The 23,221-nt window shown below is 66.6% G+C and carries 14 protein-coding genes; 3 read left to right on the forward strand and 11 right to left on the reverse strand.

Going from position 1 to position 23,221, the window contains the following annotated elements; all coding sequences use genetic code 11:
• Positions 1 to 9: 9 nt before the first annotated feature.
• Positions 10 to 732 carry a hypothetical protein gene (locus OXG33_00090; GenBank protein ID MCY4112328.1) on the reverse strand — a complete coding sequence of 241 codons (723 nt, stop codon included), beginning with the start codon at positions 730 to 732 and terminating at the stop codon, positions 10 to 12.
• Entirely contained in the window at positions 729 to 2,804 is a 2,076-nt protein-coding gene (locus tag OXG33_00095) for a hypothetical protein (GenBank protein ID MCY4112329.1), read from the reverse strand. The genes OXG33_00090 and OXG33_00095 overlap by 4 nt, the downstream gene beginning before the upstream one ends.
• A 252-nt stretch (positions 2,805 to 3,056) precedes the next feature.
• Between OXG33_00095 and OXG33_00100 the strand changes: the two genes are divergently transcribed.
• Positions 3,057 to 3,890, forward strand: coding sequence for a class I SAM-dependent methyltransferase (locus OXG33_00100; protein ID MCY4112330.1), 834 nt, complete (start codon positions 3,057 to 3,059; stop codon positions 3,888 to 3,890).
• Positions 3,891 to 3,995: 105 nt separating this feature from the next.
• Here OXG33_00100 and OXG33_00105 read toward each other — a convergent pair whose 3' ends face one another.
• Positions 3,996 to 5,144 (reverse strand): glycosyltransferase family 4 protein, encoded by a 1,149-nt coding sequence (locus tag OXG33_00105; protein ID MCY4112331.1) that lies wholly within the window; start codon positions 5,142 to 5,144, stop codon positions 3,996 to 3,998.
• Positions 5,145 to 5,598: 454 nt separating this feature from the next.
• On the opposite strand from OXG33_00105, the gene OXG33_00110 reads away from it, so the two are divergent.
• The gene (locus tag OXG33_00110) at positions 5,599 to 7,398 is read left to right on the forward strand and encodes a hypothetical protein (GenBank protein ID MCY4112332.1); all 1,800 of its coding nucleotides are present in this window, start codon (positions 5,599 to 5,601) and stop codon (positions 7,396 to 7,398) included.
• Here the strand turns inward: OXG33_00110 and OXG33_00115 are convergent.
• From OXG33_00115 to OXG33_00150, 8 genes are all read right to left on the reverse strand, one after another.
• Positions 7,354 to 8,466: a hypothetical protein gene (locus OXG33_00115; GenBank protein MCY4112333.1), complete on the reverse strand. Its 1,113-nt coding sequence runs from the start codon at positions 8,464 to 8,466 to the stop codon at positions 7,354 to 7,356. The two genes, OXG33_00110 and OXG33_00115, sit on opposite strands and share 45 nt — an antisense overlap.
• Before the next feature lie 2 nt (positions 8,467 to 8,468).
• Positions 8,469 to 11,996 (reverse strand): hypothetical protein, encoded by a 3,528-nt coding sequence (locus tag OXG33_00120; GenBank protein ID MCY4112334.1) that lies wholly within the window; start codon positions 11,994 to 11,996, stop codon positions 8,469 to 8,471.
• A gap of 122 nt (positions 11,997 to 12,118) precedes the next feature.
• Entirely contained in the window at positions 12,119 to 13,345 is a 1,227-nt protein-coding gene (locus OXG33_00125; GenBank protein ID MCY4112335.1) for a hypothetical protein, read from the reverse strand.
• Positions 13,346 to 13,542: 197 nt separating this feature from the next.
• Positions 13,543 to 14,781, reverse strand: coding sequence for a glycosyltransferase (locus OXG33_00130; GenBank protein ID MCY4112336.1), 1,239 nt, complete (start codon positions 14,779 to 14,781; stop codon positions 13,543 to 13,545).
• A 798-nt stretch (positions 14,782 to 15,579) separates the two neighbouring features.
• On the reverse strand, positions 15,580 to 16,851 hold the full coding sequence (locus tag OXG33_00135; protein MCY4112337.1) for a glycosyltransferase family 4 protein: 1,272 nt from the start codon (positions 16,849 to 16,851) through the stop codon (positions 15,580 to 15,582).
• Between the two features lie 473 nt (positions 16,852 to 17,324).
• Positions 17,325 to 18,047, reverse strand: a complete 723-nt coding sequence (locus tag OXG33_00140) for a hypothetical protein (GenBank protein ID MCY4112338.1) — start codon at positions 18,045 to 18,047, stop codon at positions 17,325 to 17,327.
• On the reverse strand, positions 18,044 to 20,095 hold the full coding sequence (locus tag OXG33_00145) for a hypothetical protein (protein ID MCY4112339.1): 2,052 nt from the start codon (positions 20,093 to 20,095) through the stop codon (positions 18,044 to 18,046). Before OXG33_00145 ends, OXG33_00140 begins: the two co-directional genes overlap by 4 nt.
• A gap of 165 nt (positions 20,096 to 20,260) precedes the next feature.
• Entirely contained in the window at positions 20,261 to 21,985 is a 1,725-nt protein-coding gene (locus OXG33_00150; protein MCY4112340.1) for a B12-binding domain-containing radical SAM protein, read from the reverse strand.
• Between the two features lie 185 nt (positions 21,986 to 22,170).
• On the opposite strand from OXG33_00150, the gene OXG33_00155 reads away from it, so the two are divergent.
• Entirely contained in the window at positions 22,171 to 23,127 is a 957-nt protein-coding gene (locus OXG33_00155; protein ID MCY4112341.1) for a glycosyltransferase, read from the forward strand.
• Positions 23,128 to 23,221 lie beyond the last annotated feature (94 nt).

A 23,221-nucleotide genomic window follows, 5' to 3' on the forward strand; every position in this document is an offset into this window, starting at 1 on the left:
CCGCCGGCGTCATGTGATTGCGGCCGGCCCATGAAGCAGGCCGATAATGACGGCCGCCGCCACGCCACTGCCCACCGCCACAGCCGCCGAGCGTCCGAAGCGCCGAAGATGCAGCGAGGACTGCGCGGCGCTACCCATCACCATGCCCACCAGCAGCGCAACGGCGCCTCCGACCGCCAGGTAGAGCGGCGACTCGGTGGCCTGCACTCGCAGCCGCGTGAGCGGGCCTGCGTGGCCGGTGGCTGAAAAGGCCAGATCGACGTCAACCGGCGATCGGCCGAACTGATCGACGAGCTGCCCACCCGCATACGTATCGTTTCCCGTGGCCCCGACGTAGAGCTTCGCCGGACTGTCTTCGAGCGCCACGACCCGAATGGCAAGCAGTCCGGCTGGTAGGTCAACCGACGCCATCGCGATTGACACCTCGCGAAGTTCAGCGCCCGGCGGCGCCTCGAAGCGAGCCGACCGGAGCGGCGGGCCATCGTCGGCACGCAGGAGGTGAACGTCCGCGTACGCCGCGGGACCGCCTTCGCTCCGCGCCCAGATAGTCACGGTGTCTATGGGGCCGCCGGCGAAGGCGACCGACTGCGTGATCGAGCCAACGATCGGTCCGAGCCCGAAGCTCGGCGCCACCGGATTCTTGGCGGTGGTCATCGGCTTCCACCCCAGGCCGACCGCGGCCCCGAGCATCAACGCCAGCACCGTGGCGAGGAGCCAGACGGCGATCCTCATGGACGCGGACCACTTGGCCGCGGCCGGTGCGGCCACAGCGTCCAGACGGCCCACGCGAAGAGCCCCGCCCACGCTACGGCGTGGCCCACCAGCAACGCCTGGTGCAAGCGATATTCGAGGACCAGAGGGCCTGAGGCGCCGGCCTCCGTGCGCACGCGCAGCAGGTCTCGCTCGGACGCTTCGACCGTCGCGGCATAGCCCGGCACGTCAGCGGTCCAGAGTGGGTCCCAATATTCCTGGGTGAAGATTTCGTGCGCATGCTCCCCGGCTGGCGGTAGGTCGATGACAAGGCGATGCATGCCCTCGCGCCGCCACGGTAGCTCAATCGGTCCACGGGGACCTGTCACGTAGACCCACGGATACGCCGGCTCGACCGTGCGAAACACCTCGTAATAGTCCGCGGTCAGCTCGAGCGCAAGACCGTCAGTCTGGCGCAGGGCCTGGGCAAGCTCCCGACCGCGGAGAGTGCCCGTTGGAACCAGCACCCGGGACACGCCGTGGGCGCGGAGCGTGTCGGCGAGGTCCGACGGGCCGGCTTCGATTAGCGACACGAGGCGGTCGCCGACCAGCGAGTTTTCCGTCGCATAGGGCGTGGTGACGGCCAGCGTTTCGATGGCGTGCAAGACACGGTGATGCTGCGACCACTCCGGGGACCGCAAGGGCCACACGGCCAGAACCGTGCGGGAGCCGGCGGCGGCGTTGCGCCGGTCGATTTCCTCGGGCACCGTGCGGAACGAGGCCGGGAACCGCTCGGGCACCAGGCTCAGGGTCCGATCGTCCCAGAGCATGCGCTGGATCCCCGGCACCATAAAGGCCGCCAGCAATAGCCCGAGGACTGCTGCCTGGATGGTTCCGACGGCCGGCAGGCGGCGTGGGGCAATTCGGACGAGCGTCGCCGGTGCGAGGGCAAGTCCGGGCAGATAGGCCAGGGCCAGCGCGCCGGAGAGCTTGTCCGGTTCTCTGAGCGCCCAGCCGAACGGGGCATGCGCGGCGACGGCCAGGTAGCCGGGGCGCAGCCCCTCGTGCCAGCTGGCAATCTGAATGAACGCCGTAGCTGCGCCGACGACGGCGGCGTATCCCAGCACGCGGCGCTGACTGGGCTGGCGCCAAAACGCCAGTGCGAGCAAGGCGACCGGGATCAGGGCGGCCATGCGCCACCCCGGCAAAGCGGTGGCCGCGGGCTTCAGGCCCCCGCCGAAGAATGTGTGCCCCGTCAGGGTGAGGGTGTCGATGACGGATTGGCCGCTCTCGAGCACCGGCTGGACATCAGTTCCTTCGGCGTACCTGGGTCCGGTGGGCGACCCGGCGGCTGCCGTGACCAGGAGCGGTATCAGGATGAATGCGGCGAATACGGCAGTGCCACCGAGGAACGCCACAGCGGCTGCGCCGATCGGGAGGCGGGGGCCGCGACTGGTGACGGCGGCGAAGGCGAACCATCCGAGGCCCACGAGCAGGCCAATCGCCATGTAGTGCGGCGAGGTGGCGACGGCAAATGCCAGCATGGCGGCCGCCGCCAGCGCGCGATGGATTCGAGCGCGAGAGTTCTGCGTGCGGGTCGCCGACACGACGAGACCGAGCACCAGCGGCAGCAGCACGCCGCTCACGTGGACGCCCAACTGCTCCCAGCGCGCCAGCGTCCAGGGATTGAGCGCCCAAAACAGGCCAGCCAGCACGAGGCCGAGGCGAATTGCGACAGGATGTTGGGCTCGAGTTTCTGGTCCCGTCACCAACCGGGCACCGAAATATCCGCCGAGGAATCCCAAGACGTGCCAACTCAGCCAGTGAAACTTGCCCGCCACTTCCGTGGTGAGGTCGAAGGCTTGAACGAGATAGCCCCAGGGCACATAGGTGTACGTGCGCATGACATTGACGAGCACGGTGCCGTAGGAGGTATCCCAGGCACTGGTGAAGCGACGAGTCCAGAACTCGTTGGCGAACGGATAGCCGAGATCGCCCTGAATGATTTCGCCCGGCGTCGCGACGACCCGCCAGCCCGCGGCGAGGGTGAGCAACAGGCCGAGCGCAATCCACGCCGAATCGCGGGCCAGCAGCCGGGCGATGTGGGTGGTCATTGAGACGACTTCGGCTGGTGGGCGAAGATTCGCGCCAGCGGCAATATGAGGCCAGGTGCGTTGAGTACTATTCCGACCACCAACCCGTCAGGGATCCAGCGCACTCACCGGCAACGAATGCACCGTCAGGCACCTTACATCGTGGTGTGGGAATCATGATGATCCGCCATCGGCCACGCGCCACCTGCATGCATGCACCGCGCCGCTGACTCGGGGTCACCGCGGGCATCGTGGGAGCGGCTCGCCCACGTTTTGACCAATGTCGGAGATCTGTCCTATCGACGGCGGATCCAGTCCATTGCGGAGTATCTGGATCCCAAGCCAGAGCAGCGCATCCTCGACTTGGGGGCGGGCGAGGGCTTCGTGAGCCTGGCCCTGCGCGAGGCCTTTGGCTGCCGCATCGTGGCGCTGGACGCCGCGCCACCGATTCTGCACCAGGGCATTGATCGCGACGTTCACGGGTCCCGACACGTGTGGCTGCTGGGCGATGGCGCCCAACTGCCGTTTCGCGACGGGAGCTTCGATGGGGTGGTGTGCTCGGAGGTGTTGGAGCACGTGGAGGACGACACCGCCGTGGTGCGTGAGATTGCGCGGGTGCTCAAGTCCGGTAGCGTAGCCGCGCTGACCGTGCCCTGTGCGAACTATCCGGCGTTGTGGGACCCGTTGAATTGGGTGCGTGAGCGGCTTGGGTTAGGCCACTTCAGCCCGGATTCGGGTTTCTGGGGCGGGCTTTGGGCCATGCATCTGCGCCTCTATCGTCCGGATGAGTTTCGGCGGGCGGTCGCAAGCGACGAGCGCCTGGAAGTGACGCACCTCGAGGGCCTGACCCGGTGGTGTCTGCCGTTCAACCACATGCTGCTGTGGACCGGCAAGCAGTTGTACGGGCGATTGCCGGAATCTTCAGCGGCCTATCGTTCGATGGAGAAATTCGAGTACTCGCGCACGCCGCATCGGCGCCTCAGCCTGAACCCGATCACGTGGGGACTGCGACTGATGCAGGCGATCGATCGCCGCAACGACACGTTGCGGGATCCGTTGGGGCCGAGCACGAATCTGGCCATTCGCGCGGTGAGGAGATCTCCTTAGCCATCAGCGGCGCAGGCGTCGTTGACTCGCCGGCCCCGGCAGCTCGGGCGAACTGCGGCGGCACCACAGGGCGGAGGCATCCGCCGGTCTTGCGACGGGGGTCGGCTACGTCCGATGGTCCGCAATCGCCGCGAGCTCGCGCTCGGCGATGTCGGCCCAGTCCAGCGAGCGCACGCGGGCCCGTCCTCGCTCGGCAAGGTCCCGGCGCCCGGCGTCGTCCGCCAGAAGCGACAAGATCTCGTCGGCAAACGCCAACGTGTCGCCCTTCGGAACGGCGCGGAAGGCCTCGCCCCAGACCTCTCTGAGCTCCGGCAGATCGAAGGCGATCACGGGCATGCCCAGCGCCATCGCTTCACCGATCGCGATGGCCCAGTTCTCTTTGAACGACGGGTGCACGAAGAGCCGGGCGGTGCGAAGGGTGGTAAAGGCCTTGGTGGCATCGAGAATCAGCCCCAAGAAGTCGATGTTGCCGTCGAGTCCGAGCGCGCGAACTCGCGCTTGGGCGGCTTCTATGTCTATGCCGCCACCGATGATCGCCAGCCTGGCGTTTGGCGCCGCCGCCACGACGAGCTTCCAGGCGTCGATGAGCGCGAATACTCCCTTTTCAGCCGAGACGCGCATGAACGTCGCCGCGTCATACCTCCGTGCCTGCGTTGTTCGAGCGATGGCGTCCAGCGCGGTCAAGTCCACGCCGCAGGGAACGCCGACGACGCGGCTCTTTGGGAACCCCAAGCCGTAGAGTTGTCGAGTCGTGGCGGGTGACACCGCGAGCACGCGGTTGGCTCCCGGCGCTGCCACGAGTAGCGATAGCCGCTCGGAAACGAGGAACGCCAGGGATTGGTACCAATGATGGCCCTCGCGTTGCCAGAACCTCCATGCCGGGATGTTGTGCGCCACAACTGCCCAGCGCACGCGCCTTCGGTACCAGAGCTTGAGTATCAATCCGGGCAGGGTGTCGTAGAGCTGTTCGTTGGCGCTCACGATCACGTCCGGCCGCAGGCGCAGGAGCGACCGCGGGAGCCGGAGGCACACAGTCAGGGCACGCAGCATGAATGACCACCGGCTCTCGCCACCGTGCCAGGCAACAATGTGCGGCTGGACCGTGAGGCCACGCCTCTCGAACAAATCAGTGCTCGCCACACTGCCCATGAGGTGAATCTCATGGCCGGCCTGGGCCCAATGCTTCGCGACTTCGATGATCCGAATGTCCCCGCCGGCCACGCCGACGGCCTCTTGTCCGGCGATGCCGTTCACGATCAGGAGAATGCGTATGGTTCCGGGCCCTGCCTATCCACGAAGCTCGTGAAGCTAGCAGAACGGCGGTGGGCGTCGTGGACGCCGACCGGTGCGACTGGCGGTCCTCCTACCCCTCGGCATAGGTGCTAGACGGGGCAGCGTTGGTACGATAACTGAAGGAACACCGCCGGCCGGGATGGCCTGACGCCGCCCGGCCATGGCCGCGTCTATCCAGGCGATGTGCAATTCACCAAATCCCAGGCATCGAGCGCCGCCGCATGCTGCGGGCATGGCCGGCCCGTGGGCCGGGTCGGCGTTTGGGCCGTGACGGTGCACCCACGCTGACGGCTCGCTTGGGCACAGTGCCGCGACGGTCCAGGTCGCCGTCGCGACGCGCGATCCGGATCTCCGGCGGCGCTGCCGCACGGATGAGTGCTCGACGCGCGGTCGGCCCGGATCTGAATCGTCGCCAATGACCAACACGCCAATCATCACGCTTGGCATTCACGACGGAATGGTGGCCGCGGCCGCCCTCGTCGTCGATGGCGAACTCCGCGCGGCCTGCGCCGAAGAGCGCCTGACGCGCAAGAAGAACCAAGCAGGCATTCCGCTGCACGCAGTCGAAGCAGTGTTGGCGACGGCGGGCCACACGATCGATGACGTTGACCTGATCGCGATCAGCACCCAGGACGGGATCATGCCGACCGTCGACGACGTGCCGGCGTCACAGGCGACACGGCGGTTCTATGACCTATACGGCGCTGGGTGGAGCCTGCTGGCGTCGATTGAGCGGCTCTGGCCAGCAAGCCGAGCCCTCACCCTGCCCTCCGATGCGGCCCGCCGGCTTGGCCGGTCAGTCCTCCAGCGCGCACGCGCCGCCGCGGTTGTCGACGCAACCGGGGCCGATGCCGAGCGGATGGTGTTCTACGACCACCACACCGCGCATGCCATGGCGTTGGCTCCGCTGATCGGCCCCGAGCCGACCCTGGCCTTCACCCTGGATGGCGAGGGCGACGGCTTGAGCGGAGCGGTCGCGTGGTACCGCAACGGCCAGCCGCCGGAGCGACTCGGCGCGGTGTCCCGCAATGCCTCGCTCGGTCACGTCTACGCCGGAGTGACCGGCCACCTGCGGATGACGCCGCACCAGGACGAATTCAAGGTCATGGGCATGGCGCCCTACGCGCACGCCGGCGCGCGCGACGCGTGTTATCAGCGCCTGCGATCCCTGCTCTGGGTGGCGAAGGACCGGTCTGGCGCGCCGACCATGGCGGCCTCGCGGGGCACGCGTCTAGTGCATCGATTCATTGGCGACTACCTGCGGGAGTTCAGGTTCGACGCACAGTGCGGGGCGGTGCAGCGCCTGTGCGAGGAGACCATTCTGGAATGGATGTCGGCCTGGGTGCGGCATCTGGGTCTCGACCGCGAAGGCGTGGACATCGGGCTGGGCGGCGGGGTTTTCATGAACGTCAAGGCCAACATGCAGATCGCTCAACAGGACTGGGCCAACTCGGTCACGCCGATTCCCAGCTGTGGCGACGAGTCCTGCGCCGTCGGTGCGGCATTCCTCGGCTACATGGACGCCTGTACCGTGGCCGGGCGCCAACCGCAGTTTCAGCAGGCCAATCACCTCTACCTTGGGCCGGGCTGGAGCAACGCCGACATCAGGCCGACCGTCGATCGAGCCGCCGGCGAGCACGGGCTCCGCGTGGAGCGTCCCAAGGACATTGCCGACCGCACCGCGGCCTTGCTGGCGAAGGGCCACGTCGTCGCGCGCTTTCGCGGGCGCATGGAGTGGGGCGCCCGCGCTCTGGGCAATCGGTCCATCCTCGCCGATCCCTCGCGGCACGACAGCGTGCGCGAGATCAACAAGCGCATCAAGAGCCGCGACTTCTGGATGCCCTTTGCCGCCACGGTTCTCGACGAGGCGGCATCGACCTATCTGCAAACGCCGCCGGCCCCGACGTCGCCCCACATGATGCTCGCCTTCGACACCGTGCCGGACCGCTGGCACGAGATCGCCGCCGGGACGCATCCCTACGACCGCTCCTGCCGGGCGCAGATTCTCGAGCGCCGAGCGAATCCGGAGTATTACCGCCTGATTGAGCGCTTTCGCGATCGCACCGGGATCGGCGCCGTGCTCAATACCAGCCTGAACTTGCACGGCGACCCGATGGTGAACTCACCGGACGACGCGCTGCGCACCCTCCTCGAGAGCGACCTCGCCTATCTAGCGCTCGAGGACTTCCTCATCAGCAAGCCGTCCGCCGCGTAGCCGGGAGGCGGCCGCCCGTGTCGCCGTGCCCAGTAGCGCCCAGGCGCCGGTCAGGAAGGCCAAGGCCGTCGCCACGTCATAGGCCTCCTGCGTGACGGCCGCAGCCGCCGCGCCCCCGAGAGGGATGGGAGCGAGATACCAATGTCGGATCGCGGCGACTGTTGCAAGCCACAAGCCCCGAGCGACACTGACGACGCTGGCGACGGCTGCCCGAGGCGCCGCGACGACGATGACGGTCAACCCAGCGATCACCACGATGGGAAACGCGAGCATGGCGGCGATGCCGGTCGGCGTCAGACCACTCAGGATTCCAATGTGAGTTCCCGTATTGAGCGGCACGCTGAGATGCGCCGTAGCCATGAAGAGCCACACCACCAGCGCGGCGAGGCCGGCGAGCGTCGTGGCAGCCGCCGCGAATCGCCCGTACATGCTTGCGACGAGCATGGCCGCCGCCGCGCCGACCAATGCCGCCAGCACGGCGACACCGGCAGCAACGGCAAGCGCCCGCTGTTCCAAGGCCGCCACGATGGCCTCCAGATGGAGCGCGGGCGGCAGACGTTGAAACATCCGGTGGCCCAACGCAAGAAACCCCCGCAGCGGCTGACCCATGATGGTGAGTTGCGATCTTGCGTTTGGATCACCGATGTCGACGCCCCGCAGCACCACTCCGCCGCCGGGCGCGTCGAGTACGCGTACGGCCAATGTGTAGCCGTCACTCTCGGTTGGCACGGGGAACGTGGCCACATATTCCGCCATGCCCGAGCCGGTGAGGCGCAGCCGATCGGCCCACTCCACGGAGTCGCCACGCTCGAGCCGCACTTCGAGCGTTGGCGGCGCCGCGACCGATGCGGTCGGGCGCGCCTGAAATCCCACAAACAGCTCCGGCCCACGCTCGGGGCTGATCGCCTGCCGCATGCTCCACCCCGGGAGCAACGGTCCAATCTCGAAAGGCTCACCGTCCACGCCACCGACGACCAGGGGTCCCGCCGGCCAGCCAACGGCGGCGGCCACGCTGAGGGCCACGGCCACGATCCAAACTGCCGGGACGACGGGCCGGCGTCGTCTCACAGTCACCGCCGCCACCACCGGCGCGGCATCGGCGCCCAACCGATGACCGGCATGCCGACGAGAAATCCAAGGTTCACCATCAGAATCCAGAAATAGCCGAAGTTCGGCGTGAACGTCGCCGTCACCACGTCCCCGGGCGCCAAGTCCACGAACCAGCCATTGAAGTGCCCGTCGACGACGACGTGATGCTCGGGGCTGACCTCATCGTCGTTGACGTGGAGCACCCAGCGCGGATCGAAGCGCTCGTCGAACCGGACGAGTTGCTCACGCGGCTGGCCCTGGTATTCGGCGGATGCCCATCCCGCCCCTTCGCCCGTTAGGGCAAGCCCGCCCCCGGCGTGCGACCGCGACTGCGGCGCATGCTCGAGGACGATGGACAGGCCATGCGGCAGCGGGGAGACCGCGACGTCGAGCAGCTCGAACTCCAGACCCGTCAGTCCTTCGCGCAGGTGTTGCACGTCAAGCGTGGCGACGGGAGACCCGGCATCCAGCGGCACCTCGACCTCCACGAACCTGTCGTGCCGATTGGCCAGCTCTTGGTGCATCGCATGCGCGACGTAGGGGTATGCCTGGGCGCCGATCACATTGACGCCGTCGACGCCGGTGGTGACGCGTCCACTGATGGCAACGGTGCGTCCGTCGGACGGCACCGTAACTTCCACGCGCACAGCCCCGGCGCATATGGCGGTGTCGCAGGGCTGATACTCCGTGGCCTCCGGGAGTCGGTGGCTCACGCGGACGACCGGCTCGGGCGGCGGCGGCGCCTGTAGCGTGAGACGGTGCGGACCAGCCTCGAGGTCCACGCTGCCTTCAAGGATGTCATAGCCCAACTCGGTGCTCGTGCGTGCCAGCGGCACCAGCGACCCGTCGATGCCGACCGTCGGCTGCAGGCCCGGCACAGCGGCGAGTCGCACGGTGTAGGGGCCCGACCGTGCCAGCCGGAACGTGCGGTCGCCGTCGGTGGTGCCGAGGTCTGGCAGCACCGTATAGACGGGAAGCCGGCCGAATGCCCGCTCCGCCGCGCGCTCGGCTGCCTGGATCTCCGACGATGAGAGCAATCCCAACTTCGAAACGGCGTTGAGTCCGGGGCCATCGGTTCGCACCAGGACCTCATGCGAGCCAGCGCGGGTGGTCGGCGCCTCGACCCGCGTCCAGCGATACCCGTAGCCGTCCGCTTGCCGGGTCGGGATGCGCGCGACGGATTGCCCGTCCACGAAAATCTCGAGCGCGCCGCCCTCCGGGCTTACGAAATGTCGAATCCAGAGCTCGCTGGTCGCGCCGGCGGTGTTGACCGTAGCCGCGAAGGCCACGCCGTCGGCTCGGGTCAGCAGCCCGCGCGTCATGTCCGCGATCTCAGGATCGGCGTACCACCAGGCATTCTTGTACGGGGCTACCCACTCCCGCGTGGCGTCCGGGACCTCCGGCCAGAAGTTGTCCGCCGGGCTCACCAATGCCCCCTCGGGCAGATAATTGGCCGTCAGGTCCAGCGGATCAGCGCCTATCCAGATCTCCGTGGCGGCTCGGACGGCGCCGCCTGGGGCGCCGTCAATTCCGCGCACACCCAGCTCGCCGCTGGCGATGGAAACTGCTCCTGCGTCGTCGAACATGTGCCAGGCGGTGACGAGCGGTCGGAGGGACGGAGAGCCGACGATGATGCGCCCAGGAACTCCCAGCCGCGACGCGGGCGGCGTGGCTACCTCGTACAGCTCGACCTCGCCCACGGACAGGTCATCCAGGCGATCGAGACCCGGCTGAGCCGCCAGCGCGAGCCGCGGCCGCGGCCGACGTTCCTGCCACTCCAGCCACGGTTCGCCGGTGGGCACGATGAAGCCGGCATGCGTGCTCTCCCAATGCGGATCGAGCATGACGTTGCGAAAGCGGCCGTACGCCAAGAGCCGGTCCACGGGATACCGGTTGGGTCCATAGAGCCCCTGATTGAGGGTGGCCGTCCACGGGCCGTTGAGGGTGGAGGCCGCCGAGCCCCAGATAGATCGCTTGGGCGGCTGGACGACGGTGGGGGGATTCCCCTGGGTTGAGAATCGGCCGGTGCGGCTCTGATAGCTGCTCGGCCAAAACATCGGCAGATGAACCATGCGGTCGTTGTGCGGCAGCGCGCGCAGGTTGTCGATCACGGCGACGGTGTCGTCATCAATCGTGTAGGGCGGCAGATGGCCCGCCAGGTTCCCGTTCCAGAAGGGGAGGGTGCTCACGGCCACCACGACACCCACGAGCATGCCGCCCGCGCTGCGCCACGCACTCGGCGGCCGGGCCACGAGGTGGGCGACGCTTTGCCCCACCAGGAAGGCCAGCAGCAGTCCCGCCCCGACGGTGAGATAGCGGATATTCCTGAAGATCGCGCCCACCACCGTGCCGTCGATCGAGTCCTGGATGACGGAGAACGGTTCGTTGAAGCCCTTCCCGATCAGCACCAGGGCAAGAAACCCGATCACGCCCAGCAGGGCACGCTGTCGGGCTTGCCCGCGCAGCAGGATGGGCGCCACAAGGGCGAGGCCAGTCATCAGGCCGCGGGCAACGAGCTGGATGCCGCTGCCGGCGGCGAGCGGCCCTTCCGGATTCTGGGAATAGTTATAGGGCGTGCCGGTTAGAGTCAGCGCCTCGGCCAGAGTCGGCGCGGCGCCCTTGATCCATTGGGCGGCGGCCTCCAGGCTCCAGGCCGACATGACCTGGTTTGCCGAGGGCACGACGATGAGCTGCCAGGAAATGAAGGCAATGGCCGGGTGCAGCAGGATGACGCTGAGCCCCATGGCGGCGACCAGTCCGAGTCGGCGTAGCCGCAGGCCTCGCGTGCCCGGAGCGGTAAAGGCCCGAAAGAGCGCATAGAGGCCAACCACAGCGGTGGTGATGAACGTCATGTGAATTGAGCTGGCCGCCAACCCGATCCAAAGGCTGCCGCGCACGAATCCACGAACGCCGGGGGCACGGTCGAAGGTCTCATGGGCGACCTGCAGCGCCTTGGGCAGCAGCGCCACGCTGATGAGCATGGCGGCATAGCCGGTGACGAAGGCATCGAGGAAGAACGGCGTGGTCATGTAGACGACCGCCGCCGTGAAGGCGGCGGGCCTGCCAAACGCGAAGCGTTTGCCGGCCTGGTACATAAATACGCCGGCCAAAGCGAGAAATATGATGGAGACGCGCGAGGTCAGCCAGCCATCCACGCCTGGAATGAGCGCCAAGGCTCCCAGGGCAAGCTGGAGGTACTGGCTCATCGCCCGCTCTTCCTCGGACGAACCGAAATAGTTCGTCTGCCAGGCCGAGAGCCGATCGACAGCGAAGTCGGTGTTCTGCCAGGCGGCAAACGGGGTGGTCCAGTCGTCGCGCAGCCCCAGGTAGCCCGAGTCGAAGATCAGGCCCCGATGCCACAGCACCACCAGCGCGAGGATGGCCAAGTAGGCAGACGCGTCCGGATGGCGCGCGATCAGCTGCCTGGCCCACGCGACGACACGGTGGAGCGTTTCCATCCCGGTCGACCGCCCGTGGCGCGCCACGGGCAGCGATGTCTGTAGGCTCATGCGGGAGGCGCGCTCACTTCACGGCCGTCACGTGGCATGTCGCCGGACAGCGTCAACCACCTGCCGGCAGCCGCGGCGTATCGTCAGCCCGGACGCGCGTGTCCGGATTCCAGGCTCGCCGACTACGGCGTCGCAATGGCACGGTCCCGCCGGAGCACCCAGACGGCCCAGCCGAGCAACGCGAGCACCCCGGCGCCTAGGAAGGCGTCGAGCGTCCACGCCACGGCTGTCAGGGACTCGTGATGCAACCACAACGTGACGGTGCACGCGATGCACAGCGGGACAAGCACAACCCATACGCGAAGCGTACCGGCCCCGATGTGGAAGTAGGTGAGCATGGTCACGAGCGCAAGGAGCGATCCGGCAAGGGTATAGGCCCAGACGAGCTGTGGGACCGGCACGTAGCGGTCGGCGAAGATGATCTGGAAGACCAGCTCGGGCAGCGCGACGATGATCAGCGCTGCGCCGCCGCCGATCAGGACGGTGAACGCGGCAGTTACCGCGAAGGTGCGAGTCAGCGGCTCGCCGGCGGCTACGTGCCGAATGATGTGCGGGAGCACCACCTGCGCCGCAGGTAACGATGCGAAAAGGACGATTCGCCCAACGAGGGCAGAGGCCGCGTACAACGACGCGCTGGCATCGTCGAAAAAGTGCCGCACGACCAATACGTCCACGTTCGTCAGGATGGCCAGCGAGAGAGCGAGCAACCCAACCCGCACGTGTGCCGACACTCCGGTCGCATCCGGGACAGCACCAACCGGCGCCTCCGTCGTCGCCCGCGCGATGTATGGCGCGGCGAGCACCACGACCGCGACCCCCACAAGTCCAGCAAGCGCAGAGGCGGCCATGCCTCCGGCCACGCCAAAGCCAAGCGCAACCAGGCCAACCCCGATCGAGGCGCGCATCACGCCGTCCACCAGGTTCGAGGCCCCGAGCAGGAGAAACGCGCGCAAGCCGGTGAGCAGCGCCTTGGTGAACGGGACGACAAAGCCGATGGCAACCGCACCGCCCAGCCAGACAATTGCGGGACGGTTGTCGGTCCCAATCAAGAGCTCGATGGCACCGCTGGTTGCCACGACGACGAGCCACGCGATCAAGCCAATCAGCGCACTCCGGATGAGCGACCGCCGTAAGACCTCGAGAGCGGCCGCGCGCCCCTGCCCCACGACGGCCAGGCTTGTGATGCGGGTGCCGATCGGCAGCAGCAACTGCGACGGCACCGAGAGCACGGCGAACAGCGCCAGCACCGCGAACAGGTCCGCATAGTCGCCTGGCGCCAGCAGGCGCGCCATGGCCCACTGAAACCCAAAGGACGTCAGGCTGGCGAGAAAGCTGAGGCCGCCAAGCACCACCGTGTCGCGGGCAACGACGCGCGGCCCCGAGGATCCAGGCCCGGCGGCGCTGGACGCCGCGGCCGGCCCGTCCGGGGCGCTTCGTCCGTCGACGCCATCGGGAGCTGTTGCGGCTTGGCGCGCCTCAGACTGCGATTGGCTCAGCGGTCTGCCACACGCGCGTGTCCGGAGCGATCGGCTTCCGGGACAAACACTTAGTTGGTCGCGATCGTCGGAGGCCTGGAGTGCGGCACGCGGGCGGCCGCGCGCGAGTCAGGCGATGCCACCAACCAAGGGTCCGCGCCGAGCGAATCGTCATCAGCAAGGTCTCCCATGAGTAGCTGAAGCTCGCGCTCGGCGATCACCGACCAATCGAGCTCGCTCACGCGGGCCGAGCCCCGCCCGGCAAGCTCGCGACGACCACTTTCGTCGTCCAACAGCGACAGAATAGCGCCAGCAAGCGCCGAAATGTCGCCCTCGGAAACGGCGCGGTAGGCATCCCCCCAGACTTCAAGGAGTTCAGGCAGGTCGTAGGCGACCACCGGAGTGCCAAGGGCCATGGCCTCGCCCATCGCAATCGACCAGCTCTCCTCATGCGACGGGAGCGTGAACAGACGACAGTCACTGACACACTGGTTCTTCTCGTCGGAATCGATCGCGCCGAGCAGGTCAACGTTGCCCGAAAGGCCAAGGCGTCGCACTCGCTCCCGCACCAGGTCCTGGTCGGGTCCGTCGCCGATGATCGCGAGCTTGGCGTCCGGCTTCTGCACGGCGACCAGCGCCCACGCATCCACGAGGTCAAAGACACCCTTGGCGGCCGCCAGTCGGCCAACCGACACGGCGTCGTATTTCGGTGACTGCGGGCTCGGGGTAACACCGCGGAGGCCCGGCAAATCCACACCGCAAGCAACTGCGGTGACACGGCCCATCGGAAATCCGCTGCGACGAAGCTGGCGAGCGGTCGCGCGGGCCACGGCGATCGTGCGGTCCGCGAGCAGCGCCGCAAGGAGCAAGGAGAAGCGTTGGGCGAACAGGAAGGCCAGCGCGTTGTACCAAGGCGGCCCTCGGCGGCGCCAAAACCGCCAGACCGGCATCATGGGCACCGAGACGGCCAGGCGCGCGCGCCGCCAGCGCCGGAGCTTGAGCATGACGCCGGGCAAGACATCGTAGGGCTGATCATGCGACGTCACGATGAGGTCGGGGCGGAGGCGCCACAGCGATGGCGGAAGAAACAGGCATACGGTGATCGAGTGCAAGGCCAGCCACCAGCGGCTGTGACCGCCTCGCCAGCGGCTGGTGTGCAGCGTCGGTTCGAGCCCCCATTGGCGGCATGAGGCGCCGGCCTGGAGGCTGCCCATCAGATGAATGTCATGGCCGGAACGCTGCCACTGCTTGGCGATCTCGATGATCCTGACGCACCCGCCGTCGACTTGCTCGCGAACCAAACCGTTCATGATCAGCAAGATTCGCAACGGCGTCGGCACCAGGGCAGCGAGCGCGGGATGCTACCACCGACGCCGCTCCGTTGCCAGAATCCGCCGAGCCAATGCCAGTGCAATTTTCGCGATTGGCGGAAAAACGAGCACCATCAATCCACACTAAAGTTGACGCTTCCTTTGCGCAGGTATTCGCGGGAACACAGAATGCCATTTGCAACTTGCACCATCGTATCCTTCGCGCATATCCGGTCAAGCTCCAGTCGCGTCTGGGTTTCAGTGGTTCTCGAATTCCGATAGATTACACAAAAATCAACGGTGTGATTACACCCGAGTGTATTCCCGGAGCTATACCGTGATGTTCTGCTGATCGACATTGACTATCTTCTAACATTCGTTTGCCAGCATCGAATGCAGAACGGGCCCGGGGGCATGCTGACCGGACTGCAACTAACTCGCGTGCCTATCGGCTGCAGCAGCCTCGGCGAGGGCACGGAGAGCACGGCAAGCAGCGCCGGCACCGCGAAGAGGTCGGCATGCCACCCGGCGCGAGCAGGCGCGCCATGGCCCACTGAAACCCAAAGGACGTCAGGCTGGCGAGCAGATTGAGGCCGCCAAGCACCACGGTGTCACGGGCAACGACGCGCCGCCAGGACGATCCGGGCCCAGACGCAATCTGCGGCGCGGTCGAGCGCGTATGCACACCGCCAGCATCGGCACCGTTGGGCGCTACTGGGGCCTAGCGCACCTCAGGCGTTTGCTTGCTCAGCGCCGTGCCATGTGTGCGTTCGCGGGGCTTTCGTGAGGGACGAATATCTAGCCGGGCGTGACAGTCGGCGGCCCGGACTGCGACGCGTCACCCGACGCGCGCGACTCCGGCGACGCCACCAGCCAGGGGTCGGCACCGAGCGGATCTACGTCAGCGACGTTTCCCAGGATCAGCTCAAGCTCGCGCTCGGCGATCACTGACCAGTCAAGCTCACTCACTCGGGCCAAGCCGCGCTCGGCAAGCCCGTGACGCACCGGTGCGTCCGTCAAGAGGAACGAAACAGCCGCTCCAAAGGCCGCGATGTCCCCTCCGGGAACCGCGTGAAAGGCATCGCCCCAGACCTCAAGAAGCTCCGGCAGGTCGTAGGCGACCACAGGGACACCAAGGGCCATGGCTTCGGCCATGGCGATCGACCAACTCTCTTCGTGCGACGGAAGTGCGAACAGCCTGGAAGCACCAATCCACCTGAACTTTTCCGCGGTATCGAGAATCGGGCCGAGGAAATCGACATGGCCTTCGAGGCCGTGGATCCGGATCCGATCCTTCATTGCCTCGCCGTCCGGGCCGTCACCAATAACTGCGAGTTTGGCGTCTCGCTTCCCCGCGACGACGATCTGCCACGCATCAATGAGATCCAACGCCCCCTTGGAGGCGGCCAAGCGTCCAACCAGCACCGCGTCGTACTGCACCGCCGGCGGGCTTGGCACGGCTGCACGGATTCCAGCCAGGTCGACGCCAGCTGCAACCGCGGCAGCCCGCCGCATCGGGAATCCGGTTCCCCGAAGCTGGCGGGCGGTGGCCAGGCCCAACGCAAGCGTTCGGTCCGCGAAGACTGCCGCGAACACCAGGGATAGGCGCTGGGCGACCAAGAAGGCGAGGGCGTTGTACCAGCGAGGCCCTTGGCGACGCCAGAACCGCCAACGCATCATCATGGGAACCGAGACTGCCAGGCGCACTCCCCGCCAGCGTTGCAGCTTGAGCATGACGCCAGGCAAAACGTCGTAGGGCTGATCATGCGACGTCACGATCAGATCCGGACGCAGGCGCCACAGCGAAAGCGGAAGAAAGAGGCACACAGTGATGGAGTGCAGCGCCAGCCACCAGCGGCCCTGGCCTCCGCGCCAGCGGCTGGTGTGCAGAGTCGGCTCGAGCCCCCACTGCCGACACGAAATCCCGGCTTGTTCGCTGCCCATCAGGTGAATCTCATGGCCGGCGCGCTGCCACTGCTTCGCGATCTCGATGATCCTGACGCACCCACCATCGATCTGCTCGCGAACCAAACCGTTCATGATCAGCAGGATTCGCAACGGCGTCGGCACCACGGCAGCGAGCGCAGGATGCTACCACCGACGCCGATCCGTTGCCAGAATCCGCCGAGGCAACGCCAGTGCAATTTCAGCGATTGGCGGACAGACAAGCACCATCAATCTACGCTAGCGTTGACGCCTCTTATACGCAGGTATCCCCAGGAATATAGGATGACATTTGCAACTTGAACCATCGTGTCACTTTCACATAAATCGTCATGTCTCAGTTGCATCGCAGTTGCACATGGTTCTCGAATATCAATAGATACCATCAATGCCATCGGTGTGATCTGCCTCGAGTACAAACCTAGAGTGAAACCCTGCTCTCATACTAACGTACCTTACCAATGTTCTAGTGCTAGCCTGCCACAATCGGATGCAAGAAGCACCAGGGGCATTCTGATCGGACCACCGTTGATTGGTGTGGCGCAGTGCGAGGTTGAGCCGAATGGGTTGGCGGAGTCCTATTGCAGGCGCGGCCACCTTCAAAGGAACGCGATCGGCCCAAGCAGCGGGCCCATCGCCGTTGCCGCGGCAGCACCAGCGCCGACGGTCACCGCGGCCATCCGGCCTATGGGTCCGTTTTCGAGCGACGACCATGCCACCCGGCCGGCCACAGCGCCCGCCAGGAGGGCCAAGGTCAGCCCAACCGCCAGGTGAAACGGGGCTTCGCTGGCTTGTGTTCGCCAACGGGTGAGCGCGCCCGCAGAGCCGGTGGCCGAAAACGCTAAATCGATGTCGATCGGTGAATCGCCCAGGCGGTCGGTGAGCTGCCCGTCCGGGTAGACATTGCCCAGCGTCGCCCCGACGAATAGCGCCGCCGCGCTGCCCTCGGACGTCCCAATGCGCAGGAGCAGGGTGCCAGGCGACAGATCGATCGGCGCAAACGGGATGCGCGTCGCCTGCAGATCAGCACCCACCGGCGCCTCGAATACCGCCGAACGGAGGGGCGGACCATCCGGCGACCGGAGCAGGTGAGCCTCGGCCGCAGCCGGGTGCGCGCCGTTGCTGCGCGTCCAGACAACCATGGTCTCCAACGAGCCGCGTGGCATCTCGATTGTTTGCGTGACCGATCCCAGGACTGGGCCGAACTGAAAGTGCGGCAGCCTCGGATCTTTGGGGGTGGCGAGCGGCAGGCGCTCCAGTCCAACCACCGCTGCCAGTAAGAGCGCTACGACCGTGCCAGCCAGCCAGGCCGCGGTTTTCACGGGCGCCCCCGCGATCGTCGCGGCCGTCGCGGCCACAGCGTCCACCCGGCCCACGCGATGAGCCCGGTCCATGTGACGGCGTGACCCGCCACCAGGGCGCGCTGCAGGGCGTAGTCCAGGACTAGCCGGCCATGGGCGCCCGGCGCCAGCCGCACGCTCAGCGACCCCTGCGCGGAGCGTTCCAGGGAGGTTGCGTGGTCCGGCAGATGAGCGACCCAAAGCGGATCCCAGAATTCCTGGACGACGATCTCGCGCGGCGCCTCTGGGCCGGGCGGCACGTCGATGACGAGCCGGTGCATGCCTTCACGCCGCCACGAAAGCTCGACCGGTCCCCCGGGATTCACTTCGTACACCCACGGGTGCGGGGGATCGGCCGTCCGGAAAACCTCGAAGTAACCCTCCGAGAATTCGAGCTCCAGCCCGTCGGTCTCATGCAGCTGCTCGGCTAAAGCGCGACCAGCGGGCGTTCCGGTGGGCACCAGCGCTCGGGCAACGCTGTGCCGGCGGAGGGCGGCAACCAGCTCCGGAGATTCGCTGCGCACGAGGTCTTGCAGTCTTGCGTGCAGAAGGGTCGTATGCGCCACGATAGGGGTCGTGATCGCCGTGTGTTCGGGATGGTGAATGACCGGAGCATCCGACCATTCGGGGTAGCGGCTCGCCGTGAGGATTGCCAGGAAGGTGCGCGACATCCCGGCGGCGTTGCGCCGGTCGAGCTCCGCCGGCGCGGTGCTGAATGAAGACGGAAAGCGTACAGGCACGTTTTGCGCCGACTCGTCGAACAGGGTCCAATTGAGCGCGGGCAGCACGTAGACCAGAAGTCCGACGCCAATCGCGACGGTCTGAACGCCGCCAAGAATCGGGAAGCGGCGAGGTGCGTCGCGCGTGAACACGACGGGCGCAAGGGCAATTCCCGGGAGAAAAGCGAGCGCCAACGAGCCCGAGAGCTTGCCCGGTTCGGTGACGACCCAACCGAACGATGCGTCGGCCATCAGCTCCAAATATGTTGGGCGGGTGACGTCGTCGAAGGTGGCAATCTGAAGCAGCGCCGTGACGCCGCCGAAAACGACCGCATAGCCCAGCACCTGCCGGTGATCCGGCAGGCGGCAAAGCGCCAGCAACAGCAGTGCCGCGGGAATCATGGCTGCCAGGCGCCAGCCCGGCAGCGCACCTGGAACCGATGGCTTCAAGATCGGATCTCCGGATCTCTCACCGGTGAGGGAGAGGGTGTTGTCGACCGACTTGAGGGGATAGGCCACCGGCAGGCGCTTGCCGGTCTCGAGATACGCAGGCCCGGTCGGCGATCCGGCGACGGTGGCGGTGACGTAAGGAACGAGGATGAATGCCGCAAGTACCAAGTAGCCGCTCACGAATACCGCGGCGGTGACCATGATCTGGCGCCGACGGCGAGGCGTGGTGACCAAGGCAACGACCAGCCAGCCGATTCCCGCGAGGACGCCAACCGCCATGTAGTGCGGCGAGACCGAAATGGTGAACGCGAGAATCGCCGATGCCGCCAGCGCTCGCTGCACCCTGGCGCGCGGCATTTGCGTTCGCGTCGCCGATACGAGCAAGCCGAGGAGCAGCGGGAGCATCAGCGCGCTCACCCACACGTGCAACTGCTCCGAACGCGCCAGGATCCAAGGATTGAGAGCCCAAAAGAGGCCTGCAAGCAAGAGGCCCGCACGGGCCGCGACTGGATGCGCGGCGCGCGTTTTCGGTCCAACGAGCAAGCGCGCGCCGAAATACCCGGCCAGAAACCCCAGCAGGTGCCAGCTCATCCAGTGGAACTTGCCCGCCACCTCGGTCGAGAGCCCAAATATCCAAACGATTAGCCCCCAGGGAGCGTCCGCATAGGTGCGCGATATGTTGATGAGGCTGCTGCCGCTCGACGTGTCCCACGCGCTGAGGAACTTTCGGAGCCATAATTCTGCGGCAAACGGGTACTCCCGATCCCCAATAGTGAGTTCGCCCGGCGTCGCCACCACGCGCCACGCCACCGCGAAAGCAATCAGCAGCCCAAGCGCGATCCAGACCGCATCGTGGGCCAAGACGCGCTGCGCTAGTGCGGCAAATGTCGCTGCCCCAGACGCCCTGACGTGCAGTCGGGGGGGCATTCTGGTCAAGCGCCCCGTCCGTTCAGGCAGGCTGGCGCTCATCGGTGAGTTTGCGTTGGGTCTACGGCAGCCGGAGACCTAGCCACCGCACATGGAAGCCTAGCCTCCGGCGATCGCCGGCGCGGCTTCGGGCGCCGAAGGCTCGAGCAGGCTTGCGTCGATCGGCGCGGTTGACCCGCCGGCGGTGAATAGCCTGGCGGGAAGCTCGGCGACGCCGGTGTCGACCGGTGCGGCACCGGTTTCGCCCGCGTCAAGTTGGCCCTTCCGAAAGTCGAGCATGTGGCCCACGATGTAGCGCGACCCGCGCACCACGTAGTAGAGGAAGTGGTCGCGGCTCTTGCCCGCATGCAGCAGCTTGCGGGTCACGTAGCGCGGGGTGAGGAAGCTGGTGTAGAGCGACTGCACCAGGCCCATGATTTCCGCCGTCGGAATTGGCGAGCGCAGCACAGGTTCGCGCATGTCGTAGCGTTCCCAGTGCTCCGGGCCGTCGAAGCGGAGCCAGTCGTGCTCGCGCGCCTGGGCGTAGAGCTGGGTGCCCGGGTAGGGAATGACGATGGTGCCTTGCAGGGTATTGATCCAGCCGCGGTCGAAGGTCTCGCGCGTGAAGTCGATGGTCCGCTTCGCCTCGTCGAACGTCTCCCACGGGTAGCCGACCATGCAGGTCACGTGGGGTTCCAGCCCGGCTTCGCTGGCCCACTTCACCGATTCCCATTGCTGGCGAACCGTCGTGCCCTTGTTGAGCAGATCGAGAGAGCGTTGATTGGCCGACTCGATGCCGTAGAGGATGAAGCGAAAATTGCTGGCTCCCAGCATGTCGTATTCGGCCTGGGACAGGGCATCGGCCCGCATGTTGCAGCCCATCATCAGGACCTGATGCAGACCACGCTCGCGGAACCCGGTGCAAAAGTCCGTCAGCCAGCGTCCCGCGGGGAAGGTGCCCGTGTCGTCGAACACTTCCTCGACGCCGAGATCGACGAGTTGCTCCAGCTCGTCCAGATAGTCGTCAACGGGCCTGACCGACCACGTCGGAAGCATGCTGGTCCAGGAGCAGAAGGTGCACCCCCCGCCACCGCGCCGCGGGCCGCCGGGCACCCGCCGCCGCCACCAGCAGTCGGCACTGCTCGCCCCGGTGGCCCAGCCATAGGTGCCCTTCTTCAGAAAGTTGCCGTTGCGATAGGCATAGAGCTCCCACTTGGCCAGCCGGCGGTCGATGTGCGGCCGGACCGCTTCCCGGACCGGCGGGTCGGGCTCTTCGCCGGAGTTGACGATCTCGGTCTCGTCATGGCGCCAGAACACGCCGCCTCCAAGGTCGTCTCGACCTTCCAGGAAATCGGCAAGATTCAAGATGGCGAAATCGAACTGGCCGCCCCGGATCACATAGTCGACCGGGCAAAAGAGAAACGGCTCTTCGGGAAACGCGGTGACATGGTCGCCCACCAGCGCGATGGTCATGGACGGAAATCGCGACTTGAGGTCGCCGATCGCTTGGTAGAGCGGTGGCGCGCTGGGCGTCTTGGTTTCGATCATCATCAGGTCGGGACGCGCCAGCTCGATCTCTCGGCAGTAGGCTTCCCAGTCCCAGCCTTCGGCAATCCCGTCCAGCCAGACGGCCTCGTGGCCATGCCGTTGCAGCAGCGTGGCCGCCAGCGCCGGCAGCACGGGAAAGATGACCGTCGCGTTGTCGCCGACGAACCGGTTCAGCGCGCCCACGAGCCCGCTGCCCTCGCTGCGGCCCGTCGAAAAGACCTGATATTGCCGGTTTTGACTGAGAAGCGGGATGCCCTTGGCGCTCTCGAACGGCGGAAAGCTGATGGCAACTCTCACGCGGGTTTATCGTTCCAAGGGTGGTGAAGCGGCAGCATCAATGGACTGGCGTCAGGCTTGTTCCGCCGCGCAACACGTCGGCTTTATGATTCTAGAACACCATGGGTGACTTCGAACCCCCGCCCAAAGCGCCAATTACAGACGGTCACGGACGCCAGGCGCCGCCTGCGTCAGCATTCGTGGACGTGTCGATCATCATCGTCGCGGCGCGCCAGACGGCTTACCTCGACGAGGCGCTGTCGGCAATCGCGCGCCTGAAACGTCCGCCTCGGGAGACGATCGTCGTCCTCGACGAGGAGCCGCCGGGTGATCTGGGGTCAGTCCGGTGCATCGTTAGTGGTCCGACGGGTCCGGCGCAAAAGCGAGACATGGCTGCGGCGGCCGCCGACGGCGCGTGGGTGACGTTTCTCGATGACGACGCGTATCCCGCCCCCGGCTGGCTCGAAGCATCGGCGCCCCACTTCGAGAATCCAGCCGTGTCGGCGGTCGGCGGTCCGGGCGTCACCCCGCCAAACGACGGATTCCGCGCGCAGGTCTCCGGGTGGACCTACGCCTCATGGATCGTGTCCGGTCCCACGCGTTTCCGCTATGTGCCGGGTCGGCGCCGCGCCGTGGACGACTATCCGTCGATGAATCTCATGGTCCGCCGCTCGGCGTTCGAGGCCGTTGGCGGGTTCGACAGCGCCTTTTATCCCGGGGAGGACACCAAGTTGTGCCTGGAGATCGTTCGCCGCGGCGGCGGCATCGTGTATGAGCCCGGCGCGCTCGTCTATCACCATCGACGGCCGGTGATGCGAGGGCACCTGCGGCAGATCGCGCACTACGGGCGGCATCGCGGCTATTTCGCCCGCGTGTTTCCGGAAACCTCGCGCCGGCTTCAATACTTCATTCCCAGCCTGTGGCTGCTGTGGCTGGTCATCGCCGCGCTGGCGTCAGTTTGGGTTGAGCCGATTCGGTGGGTGTTGCTTGGCAGCCTGGCGCTCTATGGCCTTGCGGTAGGTGGAAGCGCGATTCACGCGATGCACGGATCGGGCAGCGTGGGGATCGGAGCGGCGGTGATCCCCACGATCGTCGCCAGCCACCTGTGCTACGGCTGGCACTTCTTGGGCGGTTTGGTGCGGCCGCGTCCTCCGTCGTCCTAGCCCGTTTTCCAATTGGTGACATAGGGCGAACCATGCGGCGCATCGCACCTGCAACGCCTAAAGGAGCGGTTCGCCGGCGGGCGCCGCTGCGACC

The sequence above is a fragment of the Chloroflexota bacterium genome (assembly GCA_026708035.1).
Taxonomy (GTDB): domain Bacteria; phylum Chloroflexota; class UBA11872; order UBA11872; family UBA11872; genus JAJECS01.

What these genes read in the sequence shown, in the direction of transcription:
- OXG33_00090 (MCY4112328.1), bottom strand. Translation starts at nt 732, where the DNA reads ATGAGGATCGCCGTCTGGCTCCTCGCCACGGTGCTGGCGTTGATGCTC.
- OXG33_00095 (MCY4112329.1), bottom strand. Translation starts at nt 2,804, where the DNA reads ATGACCACCCACATCGCCCGGCTGCTGGCCCGCGATTCGGCGTGGATT.
- OXG33_00110 (MCY4112332.1), top strand. Translation starts at nt 5,599, where the DNA reads ATGACCAACACGCCAATCATCACGCTTGGCATTCACGACGGAATGGTG.
- OXG33_00120 (MCY4112334.1), bottom strand. Translation starts at nt 11,996, where the DNA reads ATGAGCCTACAGACATCGCTGCCCGTGGCGCGCCACGGGCGGTCGACC.
- OXG33_00130 (MCY4112336.1), bottom strand. Translation starts at nt 14,781, where the DNA reads ATGAACGGTTTGGTTCGCGAGCAAGTCGACGGCGGGTGCGTCAGGATC.